General features: G+C 74.2%; 14 protein-coding genes. 3 read left to right on the forward strand and 11 right to left on the reverse strand.

What is annotated here, in order from left to right; all coding sequences use genetic code 11:
• Positions 1-55 precede the first annotated feature (55 nt).
• The 5 genes from FRANEAN1_RS11110 to FRANEAN1_RS11130 all read right to left on the reverse strand — a co-directional run bounded on the left by FRANEAN1_RS11110 (position 56) and on the right by FRANEAN1_RS11130 (position 4,779).
• Positions 56-823 carry a hypothetical protein gene (locus FRANEAN1_RS11110; protein WP_020459867.1) on the reverse strand — a complete coding sequence of 256 codons (768 nt, stop codon included), beginning with the start codon at positions 821-823 and terminating at the stop codon, positions 56-58.
• On the reverse strand, positions 820-1,707 hold the full coding sequence (locus FRANEAN1_RS11115) for an ATP-binding cassette domain-containing protein (protein ID WP_020459868.1): 888 nt from the start codon (positions 1,705-1,707) through the stop codon (positions 820-822). Before FRANEAN1_RS11115 ends, FRANEAN1_RS11110 begins: the two co-directional genes overlap by 4 nt.
• The gene (locus FRANEAN1_RS11120; RefSeq protein WP_083788199.1) at positions 1,704-2,477 is read right to left on the reverse strand and encodes a response regulator transcription factor; all 774 of its coding nucleotides are present in this window, start codon (positions 2,475-2,477) and stop codon (positions 1,704-1,706) included. The genes FRANEAN1_RS11115 and FRANEAN1_RS11120 overlap by 4 nt, the downstream gene beginning before the upstream one ends.
• On the reverse strand, positions 2,453-3,808 hold the full coding sequence (locus FRANEAN1_RS11125) for a histidine kinase (protein WP_347177080.1): 1,356 nt from the start codon (positions 3,806-3,808) through the stop codon (positions 2,453-2,455). Before FRANEAN1_RS11125 ends, FRANEAN1_RS11120 begins: the two co-directional genes overlap by 25 nt.
• A gap of 221 nt (positions 3,809-4,029) precedes the next feature.
• A complete protein-coding gene (locus FRANEAN1_RS11130) occupies positions 4,030-4,779 on the reverse strand; it encodes a CAP domain-containing protein (protein WP_041254009.1) in 750 nt (249 codons plus the stop codon).
• 226 nt (positions 4,780-5,005) lie between these two features.
• Between FRANEAN1_RS11130 and FRANEAN1_RS11135 the strand changes: the two genes are divergently transcribed.
• Positions 5,006-5,818, forward strand: a complete 813-nt coding sequence (locus tag FRANEAN1_RS11135; protein ID WP_020459872.1) for a DUF427 domain-containing protein — start codon at positions 5,006-5,008, stop codon at positions 5,816-5,818.
• 197 nt (positions 5,819-6,015) lie between these two features.
• Here the strand turns inward: FRANEAN1_RS11135 and FRANEAN1_RS11140 are convergent, their stop codons facing one another.
• From FRANEAN1_RS11140 to modA, 3 genes are all read right to left on the reverse strand, one after another.
• Positions 6,016-7,173: an ABC transporter ATP-binding protein gene (locus FRANEAN1_RS11140; protein WP_020459873.1), complete on the reverse strand. Its 1,158-nt coding sequence runs from the start codon at positions 7,171-7,173 to the stop codon at positions 6,016-6,018.
• On the reverse strand, positions 7,170-7,970 hold the full coding sequence (locus FRANEAN1_RS11145) for an ABC transporter permease (RefSeq protein WP_347177219.1): 801 nt from the start codon (positions 7,968-7,970) through the stop codon (positions 7,170-7,172). The genes FRANEAN1_RS11140 and FRANEAN1_RS11145 overlap by 4 nt, the downstream gene beginning before the upstream one ends.
• A gap of 143 nt (positions 7,971-8,113) precedes the next feature.
• On the reverse strand, positions 8,114-8,938 hold the full coding sequence (gene modA, locus FRANEAN1_RS11150) for a molybdate ABC transporter substrate-binding protein (RefSeq protein WP_020459875.1): 825 nt from the start codon (positions 8,936-8,938) through the stop codon (positions 8,114-8,116).
• A gap of 103 nt (positions 8,939-9,041) precedes the next feature.
• On the opposite strand from modA, the gene FRANEAN1_RS11155 reads away from it, so the two are divergent.
• The gene (locus FRANEAN1_RS11155) at positions 9,042-9,632 is read left to right on the forward strand and encodes a pyridoxamine 5'-phosphate oxidase family protein (protein WP_020459876.1); all 591 of its coding nucleotides are present in this window, start codon (positions 9,042-9,044) and stop codon (positions 9,630-9,632) included.
• A gap of 183 nt (positions 9,633-9,815) precedes the next feature.
• On the opposite strand, the gene FRANEAN1_RS11160 is transcribed toward FRANEAN1_RS11155, so the two are convergent.
• From FRANEAN1_RS11160 to FRANEAN1_RS11170, 3 genes are read right to left on the reverse strand one after another with little or no spacing between them, the layout of a single operon-like run.
• Positions 9,816-10,175 (reverse strand): DUF742 domain-containing protein, encoded by a 360-nt coding sequence (locus FRANEAN1_RS11160; protein WP_020459877.1) that lies wholly within the window; start codon positions 10,173-10,175, stop codon positions 9,816-9,818.
• A 21-nt stretch (positions 10,176-10,196) separates the two neighbouring features.
• Positions 10,197-10,613, reverse strand: coding sequence for a roadblock/LC7 domain-containing protein (locus FRANEAN1_RS11165; protein WP_020459878.1), 417 nt, complete (start codon positions 10,611-10,613; stop codon positions 10,197-10,199).
• Positions 10,610-14,416, reverse strand: a complete 3,807-nt coding sequence (locus FRANEAN1_RS11170; protein ID WP_020459879.1) for a nitrate- and nitrite sensing domain-containing protein — start codon at positions 14,414-14,416, stop codon at positions 10,610-10,612. Before FRANEAN1_RS11170 ends, FRANEAN1_RS11165 begins: the two co-directional genes overlap by 4 nt.
• Before the next feature lie 426 nt (positions 14,417-14,842).
• Between FRANEAN1_RS11170 and FRANEAN1_RS11175 the strand changes: the two genes are divergently transcribed.
• Complete coding sequence (locus tag FRANEAN1_RS11175) at positions 14,843-16,189, forward strand: ABC transporter substrate-binding protein (protein WP_020459880.1); 1,347 nt, start codon at positions 14,843-14,845, stop codon at positions 16,187-16,189.
• Positions 16,190-16,215 lie beyond the last annotated feature (26 nt).

Below are 16,215 nucleotides of genomic sequence, written 5' to 3' on the forward strand. Positions count from 1 at the left end.
GCGCATCGAGCGCCAGCGGGGCGCATCGAGCGCCAGCGGGGCGCAGCGCACGCCGTCAGCGGCGGACGAGGATGATCTCCCTGGACGCGCGCACGCCGGCCACGCAGGCCAGGCCCAGCACCGTGACGACGACCGGCGCGCCCACGGCGAACGGGAACCGCCAGTCGGGGATGAACGGCAGCGCGAAGGCGCCGACACCGCCGAGCACGAGCCCCTCGGCGAGCACCGCCGGCACCAGCGCCGGGACGAGCAGGATCACGAACGCCGACTCGCGCACGTGCCGGGCCAGCCCGGCCAGCCAGCCGGAGACGAACCAGGCCGAGAGACCGAGGCCGTAGGCCGCGCCGAGCCGGCACACCGCCGCGGCGCTGTCGAACGAGACCCCGTTCGACAGCGCCCGCGGCCACCCGAACCCGGCGAAGACCACGCTCTCGACGGCGAACCCGGCCCCGAGGAAGAGCCCGCCCAGCAGGCCGACCGCCACCGCGCACACGACCACCGAACGGGCCAGCCGAGCCCGGGTGACGCCGTTGGTGATGAGCATCGGCGCGAACGTCGTGGTCATGGTCGTGCCGGCGGCCAGCATCAGCCAGCGCTGCCAGGTGGCGACGGCCACCTGCCACAGCGAGGTGTCCCGCTCGCCGACGAACGATATGACGGCGACCGCGGCGCCGTAGCCGAGCGCCGCCAGCAGCCACACCCAGCCCACCCAGGCCAGCGTGCCACCGGTCGTCACCGCCGCGGTGTGCACCAGCGGGGCCGGCCCGCCGCCGCGCCGCGCCGCCGGTGGTGCGACCGGTTCCGGGACCATGAGATCGCTCATCGTCGCGTCGTCTCCCCGCCGGTGAGGTGGCTGACCAGATCCTGCAGGGAGACCGGGCCGATCTCGACCTCCCGTGGCGCCGCCGCCAGCCGCGGGATCGGGCCGAGCACGGTCGTGGACCTGGTCGACCCGAGCTGGCGCTGGGCGAGGACCCGCGCGTCGCCGACCAGCGCCCCGACCGCGTCCACCGGCCCGGTGATCTCGTGGCCCAGCGCGCGGGCCTCGTCCGCGGTGGTGTGCAGGAGCAGCCGTCCCCGGTCGAGGATCACGACCTCCTCGAGCAGCGGGGCGATCTCGTCGATCAGGTCGGTGCAGAGCACGACCGTGCGGGGATGGCGCCGGTGGTCGGCGCGCAGCTCCTCGTGGAACGCGGCCCGCGACGGGGCGTCCAGGCCCAGATGCGGCTCGTCGAAGATCGTGAGCGGCGCCCGGGCGGCCAGCCCGATGACCAGCGACAGGGCGGTGCGGCCGCCCCGGGAGAGATCGCGGGCCTTGGCCCGCCGGTCCAGGCCGAACCGCGCCGCGAGGCGGTCGGCGAGGGCGGCGTCCCAACGCGGGCGCAGGTCACCGGCGATCGAGAGCGCCTCGCCGACCGGCAGCGAACGCTCGACGTCCGCCTGCTCGCGGACCAGGCAGATCTCGCTCATCAGGCGCGGGTCCTCGAACGGGTCGGCGCCGTCGACGCGCACCGTGCCAGCGCTCGGCCGCCCGTAGGCCGCCAGGATCGCCAGGAGCGTGGACCTCCCCGCGCCGCCGCGGCCCAGCAGTCCGGCGACCACCCCCGGACGCAGTGCGAACGAGACCCCGTCGACGACACGGGACCCGCCGCACCGCACGGTGAGGTCGGTGACCTCGACAGCGAACCCGACCCGCTCGTCGGTCATCCCACGGGCTCCTCGGCGTCGTGGACGAGCAGGGCGAGCTGCACCCGGTTGCTCAGGGCGAGCTTGGTCAGCAGCCGGGAGACATACGACTTCGCCGTCGCCACGCTCATGAACAGCTCGCCGGCGATCTCCGCGTTCGACAGGCCCCGGCCCACCGCAAGCGCCACCTCCCGCTCCCGCGCGCTGAGCTGGGCGACGGCCTGGCGGGCAGCCGTGCGGCGGGCCGCCGAGCGTTCCGCTGCCACGGCCTGTGCCGCGACGGCCGGTGGCGGGGCGTCCGGTGGCGGGGCGGCCTCCACCGCCGCGATCCGGGCGATGAGCTGGCGGGTGACGGTGGGGGAGAGTATCGGCTCCCCGGCCGCCACCCGCAGCACCGCCCGCACGATCTCGGCCGGCGGAGTGTCCTTGAGCAGGAAGCCGCTTGCGCCGGCCCGCAGCGCGCGCAGCACCTGGTCGTCCGCGTCGAAGGTGGTCAGCACGACGACCTGGGGCGGCTGGTCGCGGGCGAGCAGCAGCTCGGTGGCCCGCAGCCCGTCCACCCGCGCCATCCGGATGTCCATCAGGACGACGTCCGGGCGCAGCGCGTCGACGGCAGCGGCGACCTCGTCGCCGTCGGTCGCCTCGCCGACGATGCGCGCGCCGTCGGCGCCGTCGAACATCATCGCCAGCGCGGAGCGGACGAGCGCGTCGTCGTCGACGACCAGGACCCGGACGGGCGCGTCTCCGTCCGGCGCCGGGCCGGTGGTCAAGATCCCTCCCAGGGCAGCCACGCGTAGAGCCGGAACTCGCCCTCGGGGGTCGGGCCGTGCTCGAGCCGCCCGCCGACCAGCGCGGCCCGCTCGGCGAGACCGAGCAGCCCCGTCCCGGCCGGCCGGGCCCAGGACGGCAGCCCGGTCCGGGACGGTAGCTCGGAGCCGTGCTGGCGGGCGTTGCGGATCTCGAGGTGCAGTCCGTCGGCGGGTGATCCGTCGATGATCAGCCGGGCCGGTGCGCCGGGGGCGTGCCGCCGGGCGTTGGTCAGCCCCTCCTGCGCGATGCGGAAGGCGCTGCCGGCCATCATCGCGGGGGCGCTCGCCGCCTCGACCAGGTGAATGTAGGTCCGGATCTCCATGCCGGCCCGGCGGCACTCGTCCACCAGCTCGGGCAGGTCGTCCAGGGTCGGTTGGGGCCGGGCCGCCGGGTCCTCGGGGCCCTCGCGCAGCACCCCGATCGCCGCCCGCAGATCCCGCAGGGCCTCGTGGGCGCTCTCCCGGATCACCCCGGCGGCACCGGCGATCTGCTCCGGTGGCGCGCCCGGGTGGAACTCCAGCGCCCCGGCGTGCATCGTGAGCAGCGAGAGCCGATGCCCCAGGACGTCGTGCATCTCGCGGGCGATCCGGGTGCGCTCGAGCTGCCTGGCCGCGGCCACCCCGCGCCGCTGCTCGGCCTCGGCCAGCCGGGCCCGCTCGCGCAGCGACAGCAGCAGCTGGCGCCGGGAGCGGACGAACACCCCCCAGCCGACCGTCAGCGCCAGCATGACGATCAGGAAGACGACCGCCCCGGCGTAGGGCAGGTCGGGATCCGGCCAGATCGCGAAGTACACCAGGCCAGGCGTCCAGTAGACGGCTGCCAGCAGGAAGGTCGTGCGCAGCCGGCAGTGCACGGCCACGGTGAACAGCAGAACCACCGACGCGGCCGACGCTGTGGTGGAGAACAGCCCGGTGGGCCAGCTCAGCAGGAGCAGCGTCACCGGCCGGCGCCGCCGCCACCACAGCAGGCCGCACAGTGCCAGGCCCACGACAAGATCGGCCAGCACCAGCGGATCCGGGACGTCGGCCCGCCGCGAGGCCTGCTCGACCAGTAGCAGCCCGCAGACCACCGAGAACGCGAACAGGACGGCGTCGACCACCCAGTCGCGCGCCGTGCGGCCAGGCGACCGGGCGGAGCCGTCCGCCGGCTCGTTCGCAGGCCCGTCCGCGGGCTCGATCAGCGTGCCGGGCAGCAGCCAGCGGAACCGGGGATCGTCGACCAGGCCGACATCCGGCGGGCCGGGCTCGTCCAGGGAGCGGACGGCGCGCAGCAGCCGCCGCAGGCCCAGCGCGTCCACCGTCGTGCCGATCACGAGGCGAAGAGTACGCAGCCATCCGGCGCCGCCGCATCCCTCCGAGGTCTACGACCTCGGCCGCCCGGCGGGCCACCGCATCGACTTTCGGCCACCCCGTCCGGCGCCGACCGGCCACCGTCGACGCCCGCCGTCCAGGGACCGCCGGGGCCTTGGCGCTTCGGCGGTCCCTGGGCTCCGGCGGTCCCTGGGCTCCGGCGGTCCCTGGACGGAGACCGGGGTCAGAGCTTCCCGAAGTCCTGCGTCCAGTAGTAGCGGTACGAGCCGCCCTGGGCGTAGCCGACGCCGATGTGGGTGTAGTCGCAGTTGAGGATGTTCGCGCGGTGCCCCGAGCTGTTCATCCACATCTGGAGGGTCGCGGCCGGCGTGGTCGACCCGGCGGCGATGTTCTCGCCGACGAAGCCCGAGGGGAAGCCGGCCGCCCTGGTCCGGTCACCCGGCGAGCTGCCGTCCTGGCCGTCGTGGCTGAAGTAGTCGTTCGCGGCCATGTCCGCGGTGTGCGCCTGCGCCGCGGCGGTGAGACGGGTGTCGACGGCGAGCGGCCCGCAGCCGGCCTTCTCGCGTTCGACGTTGGTGAGCCGGACGACCTCGTCGGCCTGAGGGCTCGTCCCCGGCGGGGCCGGCGGAGCGGACGTGACCGGCGGGTTCGTGGGAACCGGCGGATCGGCCGGCCCGGGCGGATCGGTCGGCCGGGGCGGTCGCGGCGGCCGGGTGGACGGCGGTGCCGTGGTCGGCGCCGGCGGTGTGGGATCCGTGGTGGTGGGCGCCGCCGTCGGTGTCGACGGGGGCGGTGTCACAGTGGGCGGCACCGACGACGTCGGCGTGGCCGTGGGTGACGTGCTCGTGCTTGCTGTCGGCATCGGGAACCCACCACCTGGTGGACCGCCCGGGGCCGGCCGGCAGGACGCGACGGCCGCCAGCAGGGCGACCGTGGCAGCTGCGCTGGCGACGGTCTTACGGACCGGGGCCATGGAGACTCCTCTGGGTGATCTCCCCCCTCGCAACGTCTGAAACTGTAGCGAACCGGACAACCAGCCGCCACGGCGGCCGGAGCCGTGGTCGGTACGTCGTGCCGGGGGTGTCCGGTGGTCGTCCACCGAGGCTGCGCGTGGTCATGATGGCGGATCATGTAGATGTCGTTCGCCGCGGCGGTGGAACGGCAGGAAGGTGTGCTGAACCCGCCGTGTTGGGCCTGGCATGAGCCTGACTCTCGGATCCGGCCCGTTCGCCAGCCACCGAGCCGGCACCTTCAACTTCGACCTGGACACCGCCGCGCCCGCGCACGTCCTCTACCTCGAGGACGTGGCGCAGCGTGTCCGGGCGGAGCTCGCCGGCCAGACCGTACTCGACACCCGTCGCGCCAGGATCCTGTACGAGACCAACCATCTGGGCGTCTGGTATGTCCCGCTCGAGGACATCCGGCAGGACCTGCTGGAGCCGACCGATCACCACACCTACTGCCCGTTCAAGGGCACCGCCTCGTACTGGACGCTGCGGGTCGGCGACCGGGTCGAGGAGAACGTGCTGTGGTCCTACCCCGAGCCGGTGCCGGGCGCCCCGCCCATAGCGGGGCTGGCGGCGTTCTACTTCGACCGCCTGGACGCCTGGTACGAGGAGGACGAGCAGGTCTTCGGCCACCCCAGGGACCCCTACCACCGGGTGGACACCCGCCGCTCCTCCGACCAGGTCGAGGTGCTGGTGGGTGGTGAGACGGTGGCCCGGACCGCGCGCCCGGTGAAGCTCTTCGAGACGTCCCTGCCGCCCCGCTGGTACATCCCGCTCGAGGACGTCCGGGCCGAGGCCCTGGAGGGTTCCGGGACGCACACGGTGTGCGCCTACAAGGGCCAGGCGTCCTACTACACGGTGCGTGGTGGCGGCGAGGTGATCACGGACGGCGCCTGGCACTACCCGTCACCGCTGCCGGAGTCGGCCGGGATCGCCGGGCTGGTGTCGTTCCTCGGCAAGGGAATCACGGTTCTGGTCAACGGCGAGCCCGCCCCCGGAACCTGAGGCGAGCCCGCCGCGCCCCGGAACCTGACCGAAAGCTCGGCTCAGTTACTCGCCCTTTGGTTTCTTCCTCGCCGTTTCGGGGTCGATCTCGGCCGAATCCGGTCCGAAAGGGCGAGAAGGAAATCAAAGGGCGAGCAGGCCGCCCGATGTGCGGAAGCTTTTGTCTGATTGGCGGGAATTGCGGCTGTGGGCGGGGATCACATCGTGGCGCCGTTGCTGGGGTAGACGTCGAGAGCGTCCTCGTGCACCGTGAGCCAGACCGGTGTTCCGCGGACCAGTCGGAGCAGGCCCAGTCGCGCGGCCGGGATCTCGGCCCGCATGGCCGGGGTGCTGGCGACGAGCACCCGGACCTGGTCGCCGAGCGCCTCGACGGAGGCCACCGGCCCGGTCAGGACGTTCACCCGGGTCTCGGGCGGCGGCTCCTGCAGGTGGACGCCGACCTCGGCGGGCCGCAACGCGACCAGCACCGCTCCGGGCGGAGCGTTCGGGGCCACCCGGAGCGCCCCGTGCACCGGCGTGCCCGGCAGACCTCCGCTGCCCCCGGCACCGGCGGTGCGAGGGTCGCCGCCGGCCGTCGGGCCGAGGGTGACCGTGCCGTTCGCGGCGGTTCCCGGGTAGAGGTTCAGGCCGGCGAGGCGGGCCACGTACGGCGTGCGCGGACGCGTGATCACCTCGGTCGGCTCGCCTCGTTGGACCACCCGGCCGCCTTCGAGGACGGCCACCTCGTCGGCCAGCGTCAGGGCGTCCACCGGGTCGTGGGTGACCATCACGACCGGGACGTCCAGGGTGGGGAGCAGGGCGCGGATCTCGGCGCGGACCTCGAGCCGGGTGCCGGCGTCCAGGGCGGAGAGGGGCTCGTCGAGCAGCAGCATCCCGGGCCCGGGGGCGAGGGCCCGGGCGAGTGCCACCCGTTGCGCCTGCCCGCCGGACAGCGCGGCGGGGCGCAGGTGCGCGAACTCGGCCAGGCCCAGGCGGGCCAGCCATTCCAGCGCCGCCGCGCGGGCCGGGCCGCGCCGGGTCCGGTGGCGGACCCGGGGCCCGAACGCCACGTTGTCGACCGCGCTGAGATGCGGGAAGAGCAGGTAGTCCTGGAAGACGTAGCCGGCGTCGCGCCGCTCCGGGGGGACGTACCGCCCGGAGGCCGGCTCGTCGAGCACTGTCCCGTCCAGGGTGATCTGCCCGTGGCGTAGCGGGACGAGGCCGGCCAGCGCGCGCAGCAGCGTGGTCTTGCCGGCGCCGTTGGGCCCGAGGACGGCGAGCGTGCGCCCGGGGGCGACGGTCAGCGCGGCGTCGAGGCGCAGGGTGCCCAGGTCGACGCCGATGCGGGCGTCCAGGCCCGTGGATTTCTCCGTCATGCGAGGCGCTGCGTTCGTCGGGCGTCCCACCAGCGGCCACGCAGGGCGACCAGGACGACGATGCTGACCACCAGCAGCACCAGCGACAGCGCCACGGCGGCGTCGGGGTCGGTCTCCATCGCCAGGTAGACGGAGAGGGGCATCGTCTGGGTGGTCTTCGGGAAGTTGCCGGCGAAGGTGATCGTCGCGCCGAACTCGCCCAGGGCCCGCGCCCAGCTCAGCACGGCGCCGGCGGCGACCGCCGGCGCGACCATCGGCAGGGTCACCCGGAAGAAGGCCGTCGCCCGGCTGGCGCCGAGGGTGGCCGCCGCGTCCTCGAACCGGCGGTCGGCGGCGCTCAGGGCGCCCTCGACCGACAGCACCAGGAACGGCAGCGCGACGAAGGTTTGCGCGATGATCACGGCGTTGGTCGTGAACGGGATCGTGAGCCCGAACCAGTCGTCGAGGCGGTTGCCGACGAGGCCGCGCCGGCCGAGTACGAGCAGCAGCGCCACGCCGCCGACGACCGGCGGCAGCACCAGCGGGATGGTGACCAGCGCGCGCAGCAGGCCCCGCCCCGGGAAGGAGCCCCGCGCCAGCGCCCAGGCCAGCGGTACCCCGAACAGGACGCAGATCACGGTCGTCACGGTGGCGGTGCGCACCGACAGCCACAGCGCGTGCCTGGTCGAGGGATCGCTCAGCAGATCGGGCAGCGACTCCCAGGGAGCCCTGATGATCAGTGCGACGAGTGGCAGCAGGAGGAACACGGTGGCGAGCGCCGCCGGCACGGCGAGCGGCCAGGGAGCGCGGACGCGCACCTCGCGCCGCGCGCCCCGGCCGCCCCGCCGGCCCCGGCCGGCACCGTCGCCGCGTCGGGGGAGCTCCGGTTCGACACCACCGGTCACCGCGGCGGGCACGGGTGGTGTCGAACCGGCCGCCTGCCGTGCCGGACGGCCCAGGGTCACGCCGGCGGACCGAATCCCGCCTCGGTGAGCACCTTCGCGCCCTCGGTGGACAGCAGCGAGTCGACGAACTGCTGCGCGGTCTCGGCCTCGTCGGAGTCGGTCAGCACCGCGATCGGGTAGCTGGTCGTCGCGTTGACGTTCGCCGGGATCTCCACGCCGACCACGTCGGCGCCGGCGGCGGCCACGTCGGTGCGGTACACCAGGCCGGCGTCCACCTCACCGAGGCGCACGGACGTCAGCACGGCCTTGACGTCCTGACCGTAGGTGACGGGGGTGACCTTCTCGCCCGCCTTGCCGAGGACCGTGGTGGCGGCGACGCCGCAGGGCACCTGCGCCTCGCACAGCGAGACCTTCACGCCGGGCGTGTCGAGGTCGCCGATGTCGTCGATCCTGGCCGGGTTGTCCTTGGGTACCGCGATCTCGAGTGAGTTCGTCGCGAAGGTCGTCGGGTCCTTGGCGTGGCCCGCGTCCACGACCTCGGTCATGTTCTTCGGGCTCGCCGAGGCGAAGACGTCCGCCGGGGCACCCGAGTTGATCTGCTGCGCCAGCGCGGAGCTGGCCGCGAAGGAGAACTCGACCTTCGTCCCCGGGTGGGCGGCCTCGAACTGCTTGCCGAGCTCGGTGAAGGTCTCGGTGAGCGACGCGGCGGCGAAGACCGTGATGGAGTGGGATTCCGGCGCGGCACCGGTGGTCGTGGCGGCCGGGGCCGCGGTGTCATCGTCGGACCCGCAGCCGGCGGCGACGAGTGCGAGGGCGGGCACGAGGACGAGGGGAACGGCGAGGCGCGAAACGCGGGTTGACCTGCGAGAGGCTCGGATCATCGACACGGATGCACGATACAGCCGCAATCGCGGTTTCTGAGTGGTGTATGGGCCGCGTTTACGGATAGGTAACCGCTGTCGTGCCTGGTGAGAGGGTGTAGGGGTGTCCAACGACCTGCGCGGCCGGGGCGCCGCGTTCCTCGACTTCTGGCGTGAGCGGCATCTGTGCACCCTGACGACGGTGCGCCCGGACGGCACGCCGCACGTCATCGCTGTGGGCGTCACGCTGGACGTGCAGGCCGGTGTCGCCAGGGTGATCACGTCCCGCCGGTCACGCAAGGTCAGGCTGCTGGCCGGGCGCGGCGGGCTGGACGCAGCCGGGCGGGTCGCGGTGGCGGGCGCGGGCTCGCGGGTCGCGGCGGTTCCTCCCACGACTTCCGGCGCGGGCGAAAAGCCTTCTGCTAACGGTGAAATGCCTGGTCGGCCGCCGTGGAACTCCCTGGCTGACCGGGGTGTGGAGCCGGTCGGCGGTGCGTCCGTGGCGGCGTCGGGTCGGGTCGGTGTGCCGGTCGCGGTGTGTCAGGTCGACGGCGGGCGGTGGTCGACGCTTGAGGGGTTGGCGGTCGTCCGGGACGATCCCGCGTCGGTCGCCGAGGCGGAGCGCCGTTACGCCGAGCGGTACCGCACCCCTCGCGTGAACCCCGACCGGGTCGTGGTGGAGATCGGGGTGACCCGGGTCCTCGGCTCGGTGTGAGGCACGCGTGCCCGTGCCGAGTGTGGGTGGTCACAGAACGCGCGGGTTCTCGGGAAATTACCTGTCCGTCATGATTCTGTAACACATGGGGTCGGGAACCGGCGCCGCGTGACACGTCCCAGACGGCCCGACATCCCAGGAGCCCAGGAGCCCAGGAGCCCAGGAGCCCAGGAGCCACAGGCGTTACAGGCGCCGCAGGCCGGTGAGCACCCGGCCGAGCAGCCCAACCTCCTGGGTCGCGTCGGTCGTGTCGAGCTGCGAGATCTCCACCAGACCCGCCGACTCGGCGTCCGTCACCAGCACCCGTACGACGCCGACCGGTAGCCGCAGCTCCGCCGCGATCTCGATCACGGACTGCGGGCGCAGGCACATCTCGACGATCGAACGTTCGTCGAGGAGCAGCTCCGGATGCCGGCGCTGCCCGTGCGCGGTCGTGCAGACCATCGCCTCGAGTGCGAGCAGGCGGCTGGCGTGAGCCCGCCCGCGGGTGGCTGTGTAGGGCCGGACGAGTTCGCCGGATGGATCTGACCAGTCGTCGGTCACCGGGTGCGAGCTCCCGTCCCGCTAGAGGCCCGCGTGTGGTTCGTGGCGTCTGGCCGGGGTCAAGGCGTCGCGGGTGCGCTTGACCAGCACTGTCATCTCGTAGCCGACCAGTCCGATGTCGCAGGTGTTGCTCGCGAGGACGGCGAGGCACGATCCGTCGCCGACGGCCATCAACAGCATCGAGCCCTGGGCCATCTCCACGATCGTCTGTGTGACAGAGCCCCCGTCCACGAACTCGGCCGCCGCCAGGGTGAGGCTGAAAAGACCGGAGGCGATGGTGCCGAGCTGGCCGGCCTGCTCCCGCGGGAAACCGTCACAGACGGCGAGGAGATGCCCGTCGGACGACGCGACGATGGCGTTGGCGACGCCCGGTACCTGATCAACGAAGTTGTTGACCAGCCAGTCCAGTGACGGGCTGTCGGGGATCGTCTCGGTCACTCGTCCTCCAGCCTATCGAGGGGTGAGCCGAACGGACGTTCGGCCCGGGTCGCGCCCGGGGGCACGACCGGAGGGGACGCGCCGGGCCCCCCGAGGCCGCGGGAGTCGGTGGTACGGGAATCGGTGGCATCGGTGGCATCGGTGTCGCGGGCGTGGTTCACGCCTTCGTACAGCCGGGAGAGCCGGCCCCGGATCCACTCCGGCCGCACCTCGGGCGCGGGCTGCTCCCAGCCGGAGCGGTCCGGCGTGCTGCCCCGTCCCGCCGGGCCCGGGATGTACTCCGCCGCCGTGCCGCCGGGCCCGGGCGCGATCGGGATCCCGCCCGTGCCGCCGGACCGGGTGCCACCGGCCGCTGGGACGCGCATCGGCAGCCCCGCCCGGGTGGTTGGCAGCGCGGCGGGATCGACCCGCTCCGGCGGGCCCTGCAGCCGTGGGATCGGGCCCGTGGACGCGGCGCCGCCCGCGACCGTCCACCCGGCTCCGCTGCGCACCACGCGGTCGGTGGCACCCGGAACCACCGGGCGGACGGGCGGCGGGAGCGGCGCCGCGGCGGGCCGGGTGGGCAGTGCTCCGGCGGGCATGGACGTCGTCGGGTCGGCGGGGGTGGGCGGCGTGGGCGCGAAGCCGGCCGCGGGGGGCGCGGTCGGCATGGGCGCGAAGCCGGGCGTGGGTGATGTGGGCGGGGTGGGCGCGAAGGCGGCCGCGGGGGGCACCGTGGGCGGTCCGGCCGGGGTCTCCGCGCCCGCCGCCGGCCGGTCGAACCAGGTGAACGGTGTCTCGGGCGCTACGGACGGGAGCGGTTCGGGTGGGAGCGGTTCGGGTGGGAGCGGTGTCGCGGAACCGCCCACCGGGTCCGGCACCAGCGGGTCCGGCGTGATCGAGCCGGGCGAGGGTTCGCCAGGAACAGACGAGCCAGGCGGGGGCGGGCCGGCGGTGACCGGGTCCGGCGCGGCCCGTTCGCGCTCGCGGGCGCGGCCGGCCACGACCTCCTCGATCGGCGGCAGGTCCGACTCGCCCGCGGTGCCGGCGGTGCCGGCGGTGCCGGCGGTGCCGGCGGTGCCGGCGGATGCGCCCGTCGCCGCTGCGGCCGCGGCGGAGGCGGTGGCTGTGCCCGGGGTGCCACCCTCGGCCTTGGACGCCGTCCCGCGGGGCTTGAACCACGGGACCACAGGCGGGTTCGGCACCACCGGGGGCAGCGGAGCCAGGCCATGCGACGCCGGCGTCCGGGTGGCCGGGGAGCGAGGCGCCGGCTGTGCCGGAACCTCCGGGGGCGCGGCCGGCGCGATGGGCGCGGGGGGCGGGAGCGGGGCCACCGCCGCGGGCGGCTGGGCGAAGGGGTCGGCCGGCATCCCCGCAGGCCTGTCGGTGAGCCCGTTCAGCGCGAGGAGACGGTTGAACTCATCGGTCGTCCCGCCGCCTTCGCTCGAGTCGAAGGATGCCATGCGGGGCCGCTGGGGGAGTGGGCCAGGTGCGCCCGGGCGCACCTGGCCGGCGGCACCGGCACCGGCACCGTGGCCGTGGCCGTGGCCGTTCAGCGACGCGGGCGCGCTCGGGCCGTTACCGTTCGGGGACAGCGCCAGCGGCTGTACCCGCCCGCCCGCCGCGAGCGCCGCGCCGCCGCGCGGTGCGCCGGCCTCCTCGCCGTGCCGCGGGACGGCCGCGCTCGCCAGCAGGTTCGCCGGCAGGCCGACCATCGCCTGCACCCCGCCGCCCGACGCCGCGTCGAGCCGGACGCTGATCTCGTGCCGCTCGGCGAGCCGGGCGACGACGAACAGGCCGAGCCGCTCGGCGACGGAGAAGTCGAACAGCGGCGGGTGGGCGAGCCGCTCGTTGGCGGCGGCGATCTCCGCCGAGGGCATCCCCAGGCCGCGGTCGGTGATCGAGACCACCATCCCGCCGTCGGGGGAGCGGCGCGCCACGACCTCCACCGGCCGATGCGGCGGCGAGAACTGCGCGGCGTTCTCCAGCAGCTCGGCGATGAGGTGCACGACGTGGTTCACCGCGCCGGCCGTGATGCGGGCGTCGACCACCTCGACGATCTGGATCCGCTGGTACTGCTCGATCTCGCCGACGGCGGCCTGGAGGACGGCGGCGATCGACACCGGGGTCGCGCGGCGCCGGCCGGGCCCGGTGCCGGCCAGGACGAGCAGGTTCTCGCTGTTGCGCCGCATCCGGGTGGCCAGGTGGTCGAGCCGGAACAGGTTCTCGAGCTGCGCGGGGTTCTCCTCGGCCCGTTCCAGCCGGTCGATGAGGGCGAGCTGGCGCTCGATGAGGCTTTGGCTGCGGCGGGACAGGCTCAGGAACAGAGTGTTGACGCTGCGCCGCAGAACGGCCTGCTCGGCGGCCAGTCGCACCGCCTCTCGCTGGAGGTCGTCGAACGTCCGGGCCACCTCGCCGATCTCGTCCTTCGACCGGATGCCGATGGAGTGGATCCTGGTGTCGACCTGGCCCACGCCGGCGGTCTGCAGCTGCTCGATGATGCGCGGCAGCCGCTCGTGCGCGACGTCGTGCGCGCCGTCGCGCAGCGCCCGCAGCGGACGGGTCATCGTGGCGGCGATCGCCATGGTCAGCAGCACCGCGGCCAGCGTGATCGCGATGATGAAACCGCCGATGAGCGCCGTGCGCGCCCAGGCGTCCGCGCGCAGCTTGTCGGCCTCGTCGATGACGTTCTGCGACAGCCCCGACTCGACGGTGCGCAGCAGCTCGATGTGGGTGGTGCTGGCGGCGAACCACTGCTCCGGGTCGACGTCGAGGTCGAGCAGGTGCTGGCGGCTGATGGCGCGGTCGGAGATCCGTTCGACGGTGAGCACGGCCTGGCCGTTGACCACCCGGTCGTAGCGGGCGCGGTCGTCGGCGTCGGCGACGTCCCGGAACGCCGCGCGCGCGGCGTCGGTCTGCGCCAGCAGGCTCGAGAGCGCGTCGGCCTGCCCGGTGTCGAAGTGCCCGACCTGGGCGACGGCGTAGAGCTCGGCCCGGACCTGCGACTCGACCTCCTTCACCTCGGACAGGTCGCGCAGCACCGTCGTCGTGTAGCCGAGGTCGCCGTCGACCCGGTCCGGCCCGATCCGCCGGTCGACCTCCCGCAGATCGGCGATGGTCGTGGAGTACTGGTTCAGCACCGCCCCGAGGGGCAGGCCCGCGCCGTCGGCCGCGGCGCGGGCGCGCGGCAGCTCGTCGAGGCTACGCAGCGCGCGCTGCGCGGCCGGGCCGGCGGCCGGGCCGAAGTTGTCGGACGCCTTCGCCAGCGCGCCGCGCACGGTGGCGACGGCCGCGTCGACCGAGCGGTGCTGCGCCGCCAGCCGGTTGACCCACTGCTCGCCGTCCGGCCGGTTCTGCCGCCCGCCGGCGACGAAACCGGCGGCGAGGTCCCGCTCCATCTGGAGCTCGTGGACCGTTGCCGCGATGTCGCGGCCCAGGGTGGCCGCGTGCACGCCGCGGCCGTAGCTCGCCGCGTCGGAGATCCAGGTGACGGCGCCGAGGATGGCGACGCTGAGGAACGCCGCGGCGGGGATCGCGATCGACAGCAGCAGCCGGCGACGCACCGGCAGGTCGGCGACCCGGCCGCCCAGATCCCGCCGGCCGGCCCGGGCGACCCGGGTCAGCCGGGTGGCGCGCCGCCGCCGCGCCGAGGGGCGGACGGTCCGCGGAGACCTGCCGGACCCGGCGCGATGAGGCGCCCGGGAGCGCCGGTCGGCCCGGGACCCGGGAGCCCCGGGGGTGCCCTGTGCTCCCTGCGCGCCCGGGGCCGCGGATGCCTCGGGGGCGGCCTGCTCAAGGCTGGAAAGCTCGGGTGCCTCGGTCATCGTGCTCCCCCGTCCGATGTGGTGGGCGGCGTCGGCCGGTGGCCCGACGGCCGCCGGCAGACCGCCGCCGCGTCGTGCCCTCTGCCGCGCAGCAATACCACGTCGCCCACCTCTCGGGGTCCGTGCGCCCTACTAGCTCGGCGCACGTTCAACCATGCCGGCCGGGAAATCGTATTTCCCGGTGCAGTCGACACTATGCGAGGGGGGTGAGCCGGAAGGAACTTCCTTTGTTGGGGCCTGATCTGCCTCCCGTTGTTCTTGTCGGGGGGTGAACTGGCTAGAGTGGCCTCGCATTGCGCGGGTCCTTGTCGGCGCCGCGACGCCGGTACTCTGACTGCGGTACCGCGTGGACCGCTGTACCGCGTGTCTGAACGAGACCGCGTGTCTGAACGTGCGCCTGGAAGATGACGACGTGGGGGACGAGCCATGGCCATCGTGTCGCGGTCGCGCGTCCTAAGCGTTGCGATCGCTACGGTTCTGCTGCTGGCGACCGGCTGCTCCGAGGATTCGAATTCCAACGGTACCGGGGTTTCCGGCGTCGTCAAGATCGGCCTGTTGGCTCCGCTCGGCGGAGCGAACGCGGAAGCCGGCCGGGACGCTCAGCGCGGCGCGGATCTCGCCGCCTCGGTCGTCAATGCCGGCGCGGACGCCGATCTCGCCTCGACGGGCATCTGGGGCGCCAGCCGCGCCGCCTCGCTGTCCATCGTGACAATGGACACAGAAAGCGATCGGCAGCGTGCGGTTGATGCTACAGACCGCCTGGTCGCCGAAGAGCACGTCGCCGGCATGGTCGGCGCGTTCGACGCCGAGGCGACGCTGGATGCCAGCCAACGCGCCGAACGCCTCGGAACACCATTCGTAAGTGGTGACGTTCCGTTGAGTGCGCTAACAGAACGTGGGCTGAACTGGTTCTTCCGTTCCGGCCCGGACGTGCGGAGCTTCGGTGGCGCGTTCCTTTCTCTGCTGCGTGGCGCGGAACGGGACGGCGTCGCCCGTCGGCGGGTGGCCGTTCTTTACGGCGACCGGCCGGAAGGCCACGACCTGCAGGCCATGCTCCAGGAACTGGCCGAGGAGACCGACGTCGAGCTGGTCGCGCAGGAGCGCTACGCGCCGGGCGACGGGGACCTCACCGACGAGGTGGGCAGGATCCGCGCCGCCGCGCCCGACATGGTGCTCTTCGGGGCGCTGCTCGGTGCCGGCCGCGCGCTCGGCGACGCGCTGGGCGGCCTCGGCTACGCCCCGCCCGGGATCGTCGTCTACGGGGCCGCGGCGGAGGCGGTGCCGCTGGCCTCGATGCCCGGTCTCGACGGGCGGGTGAGCCGGCAGGTCGGGTGGTCGTCGCTGGTCGCGCAGGCGAACCCGCTGGCGACCCAGGTGTCGAAGCGCTACCAGAGCGCCTACGGCGGGCCGATGACAGAGGCCGCCGCGGCCGCGTACACGGCGGTCATGGTGCTGGCCCGGGCGATCGGCGCCGCGGGCGGTCTCGAGCCGGAGCAGATCAGGTCGGCGCTGGTGGCGACGAACGTGCCCGGCGCGGAGACGGTCATGCCCTGGGAGGGCGTCCGCTTCGACGTGACGCACCAGAACGCGCTGGCCGCGACGGTGGTCGAGCAGGCCACCGGCAGCCGGTTCGCCGTCGTCTACCCGCGGGAGCTCGCCACGGTCGCCTTCACCTGGCCGGCGACGGACCCCGCCGGCGCGGGCGCGACCACCGGCTCCAGCGGGGGCGCGGGAACCGGCTCGGGCCGCGCCGACGCCCGCAGCGAGGGATGAGCGGTGTCGACACCGAGCGAACCATC

It is taken from the genome of Parafrankia sp. EAN1pec (assembly GCF_000018005.1).
GTDB lineage: Bacteria > Actinomycetota > Actinomycetes > Frankiales > Frankiaceae > Parafrankia > Parafrankia soli.

Excerpts from the sequence above, each read along its gene's own strand:
- FRANEAN1_RS11110 (WP_020459867.1), bottom strand. The coding sequence starts at position 823 with ATGAGCGATCTCATGGTCCCGGAACCGGTCGCACCACCGGCGGCGCGG.
- FRANEAN1_RS11115 (WP_020459868.1), bottom strand. The coding sequence starts at position 1,707 with ATGACCGACGAGCGGGTCGGGTTCGCTGTCGAGGTCACCGACCTCACC.
- FRANEAN1_RS11130 (WP_041254009.1), bottom strand. The coding sequence starts at position 4,779 with ATGGCCCCGGTCCGTAAGACCGTCGCCAGCGCAGCTGCCACGGTCGCC.
- FRANEAN1_RS11135 (WP_020459872.1), top strand. The coding sequence starts at position 5,006 with ATGAGCCTGACTCTCGGATCCGGCCCGTTCGCCAGCCACCGAGCCGGC.
- FRANEAN1_RS11140 (WP_020459873.1), bottom strand. The coding sequence starts at position 7,173 with ATGACGGAGAAATCCACGGGCCTGGACGCCCGCATCGGCGTCGACCTG.
- modA (WP_020459875.1), bottom strand. The coding sequence starts at position 8,938 with ATGATCCGAGCCTCTCGCAGGTCAACCCGCGTTTCGCGCCTCGCCGTT.
- FRANEAN1_RS11170 (WP_020459879.1), bottom strand. The coding sequence starts at position 14,416 with ATGACCGAGGCACCCGAGCTTTCCAGCCTTGAGCAGGCCGCCCCCGAG.
- FRANEAN1_RS11175 (WP_020459880.1), top strand. The coding sequence starts at position 14,843 with ATGGCCATCGTGTCGCGGTCGCGCGTCCTAAGCGTTGCGATCGCTACG.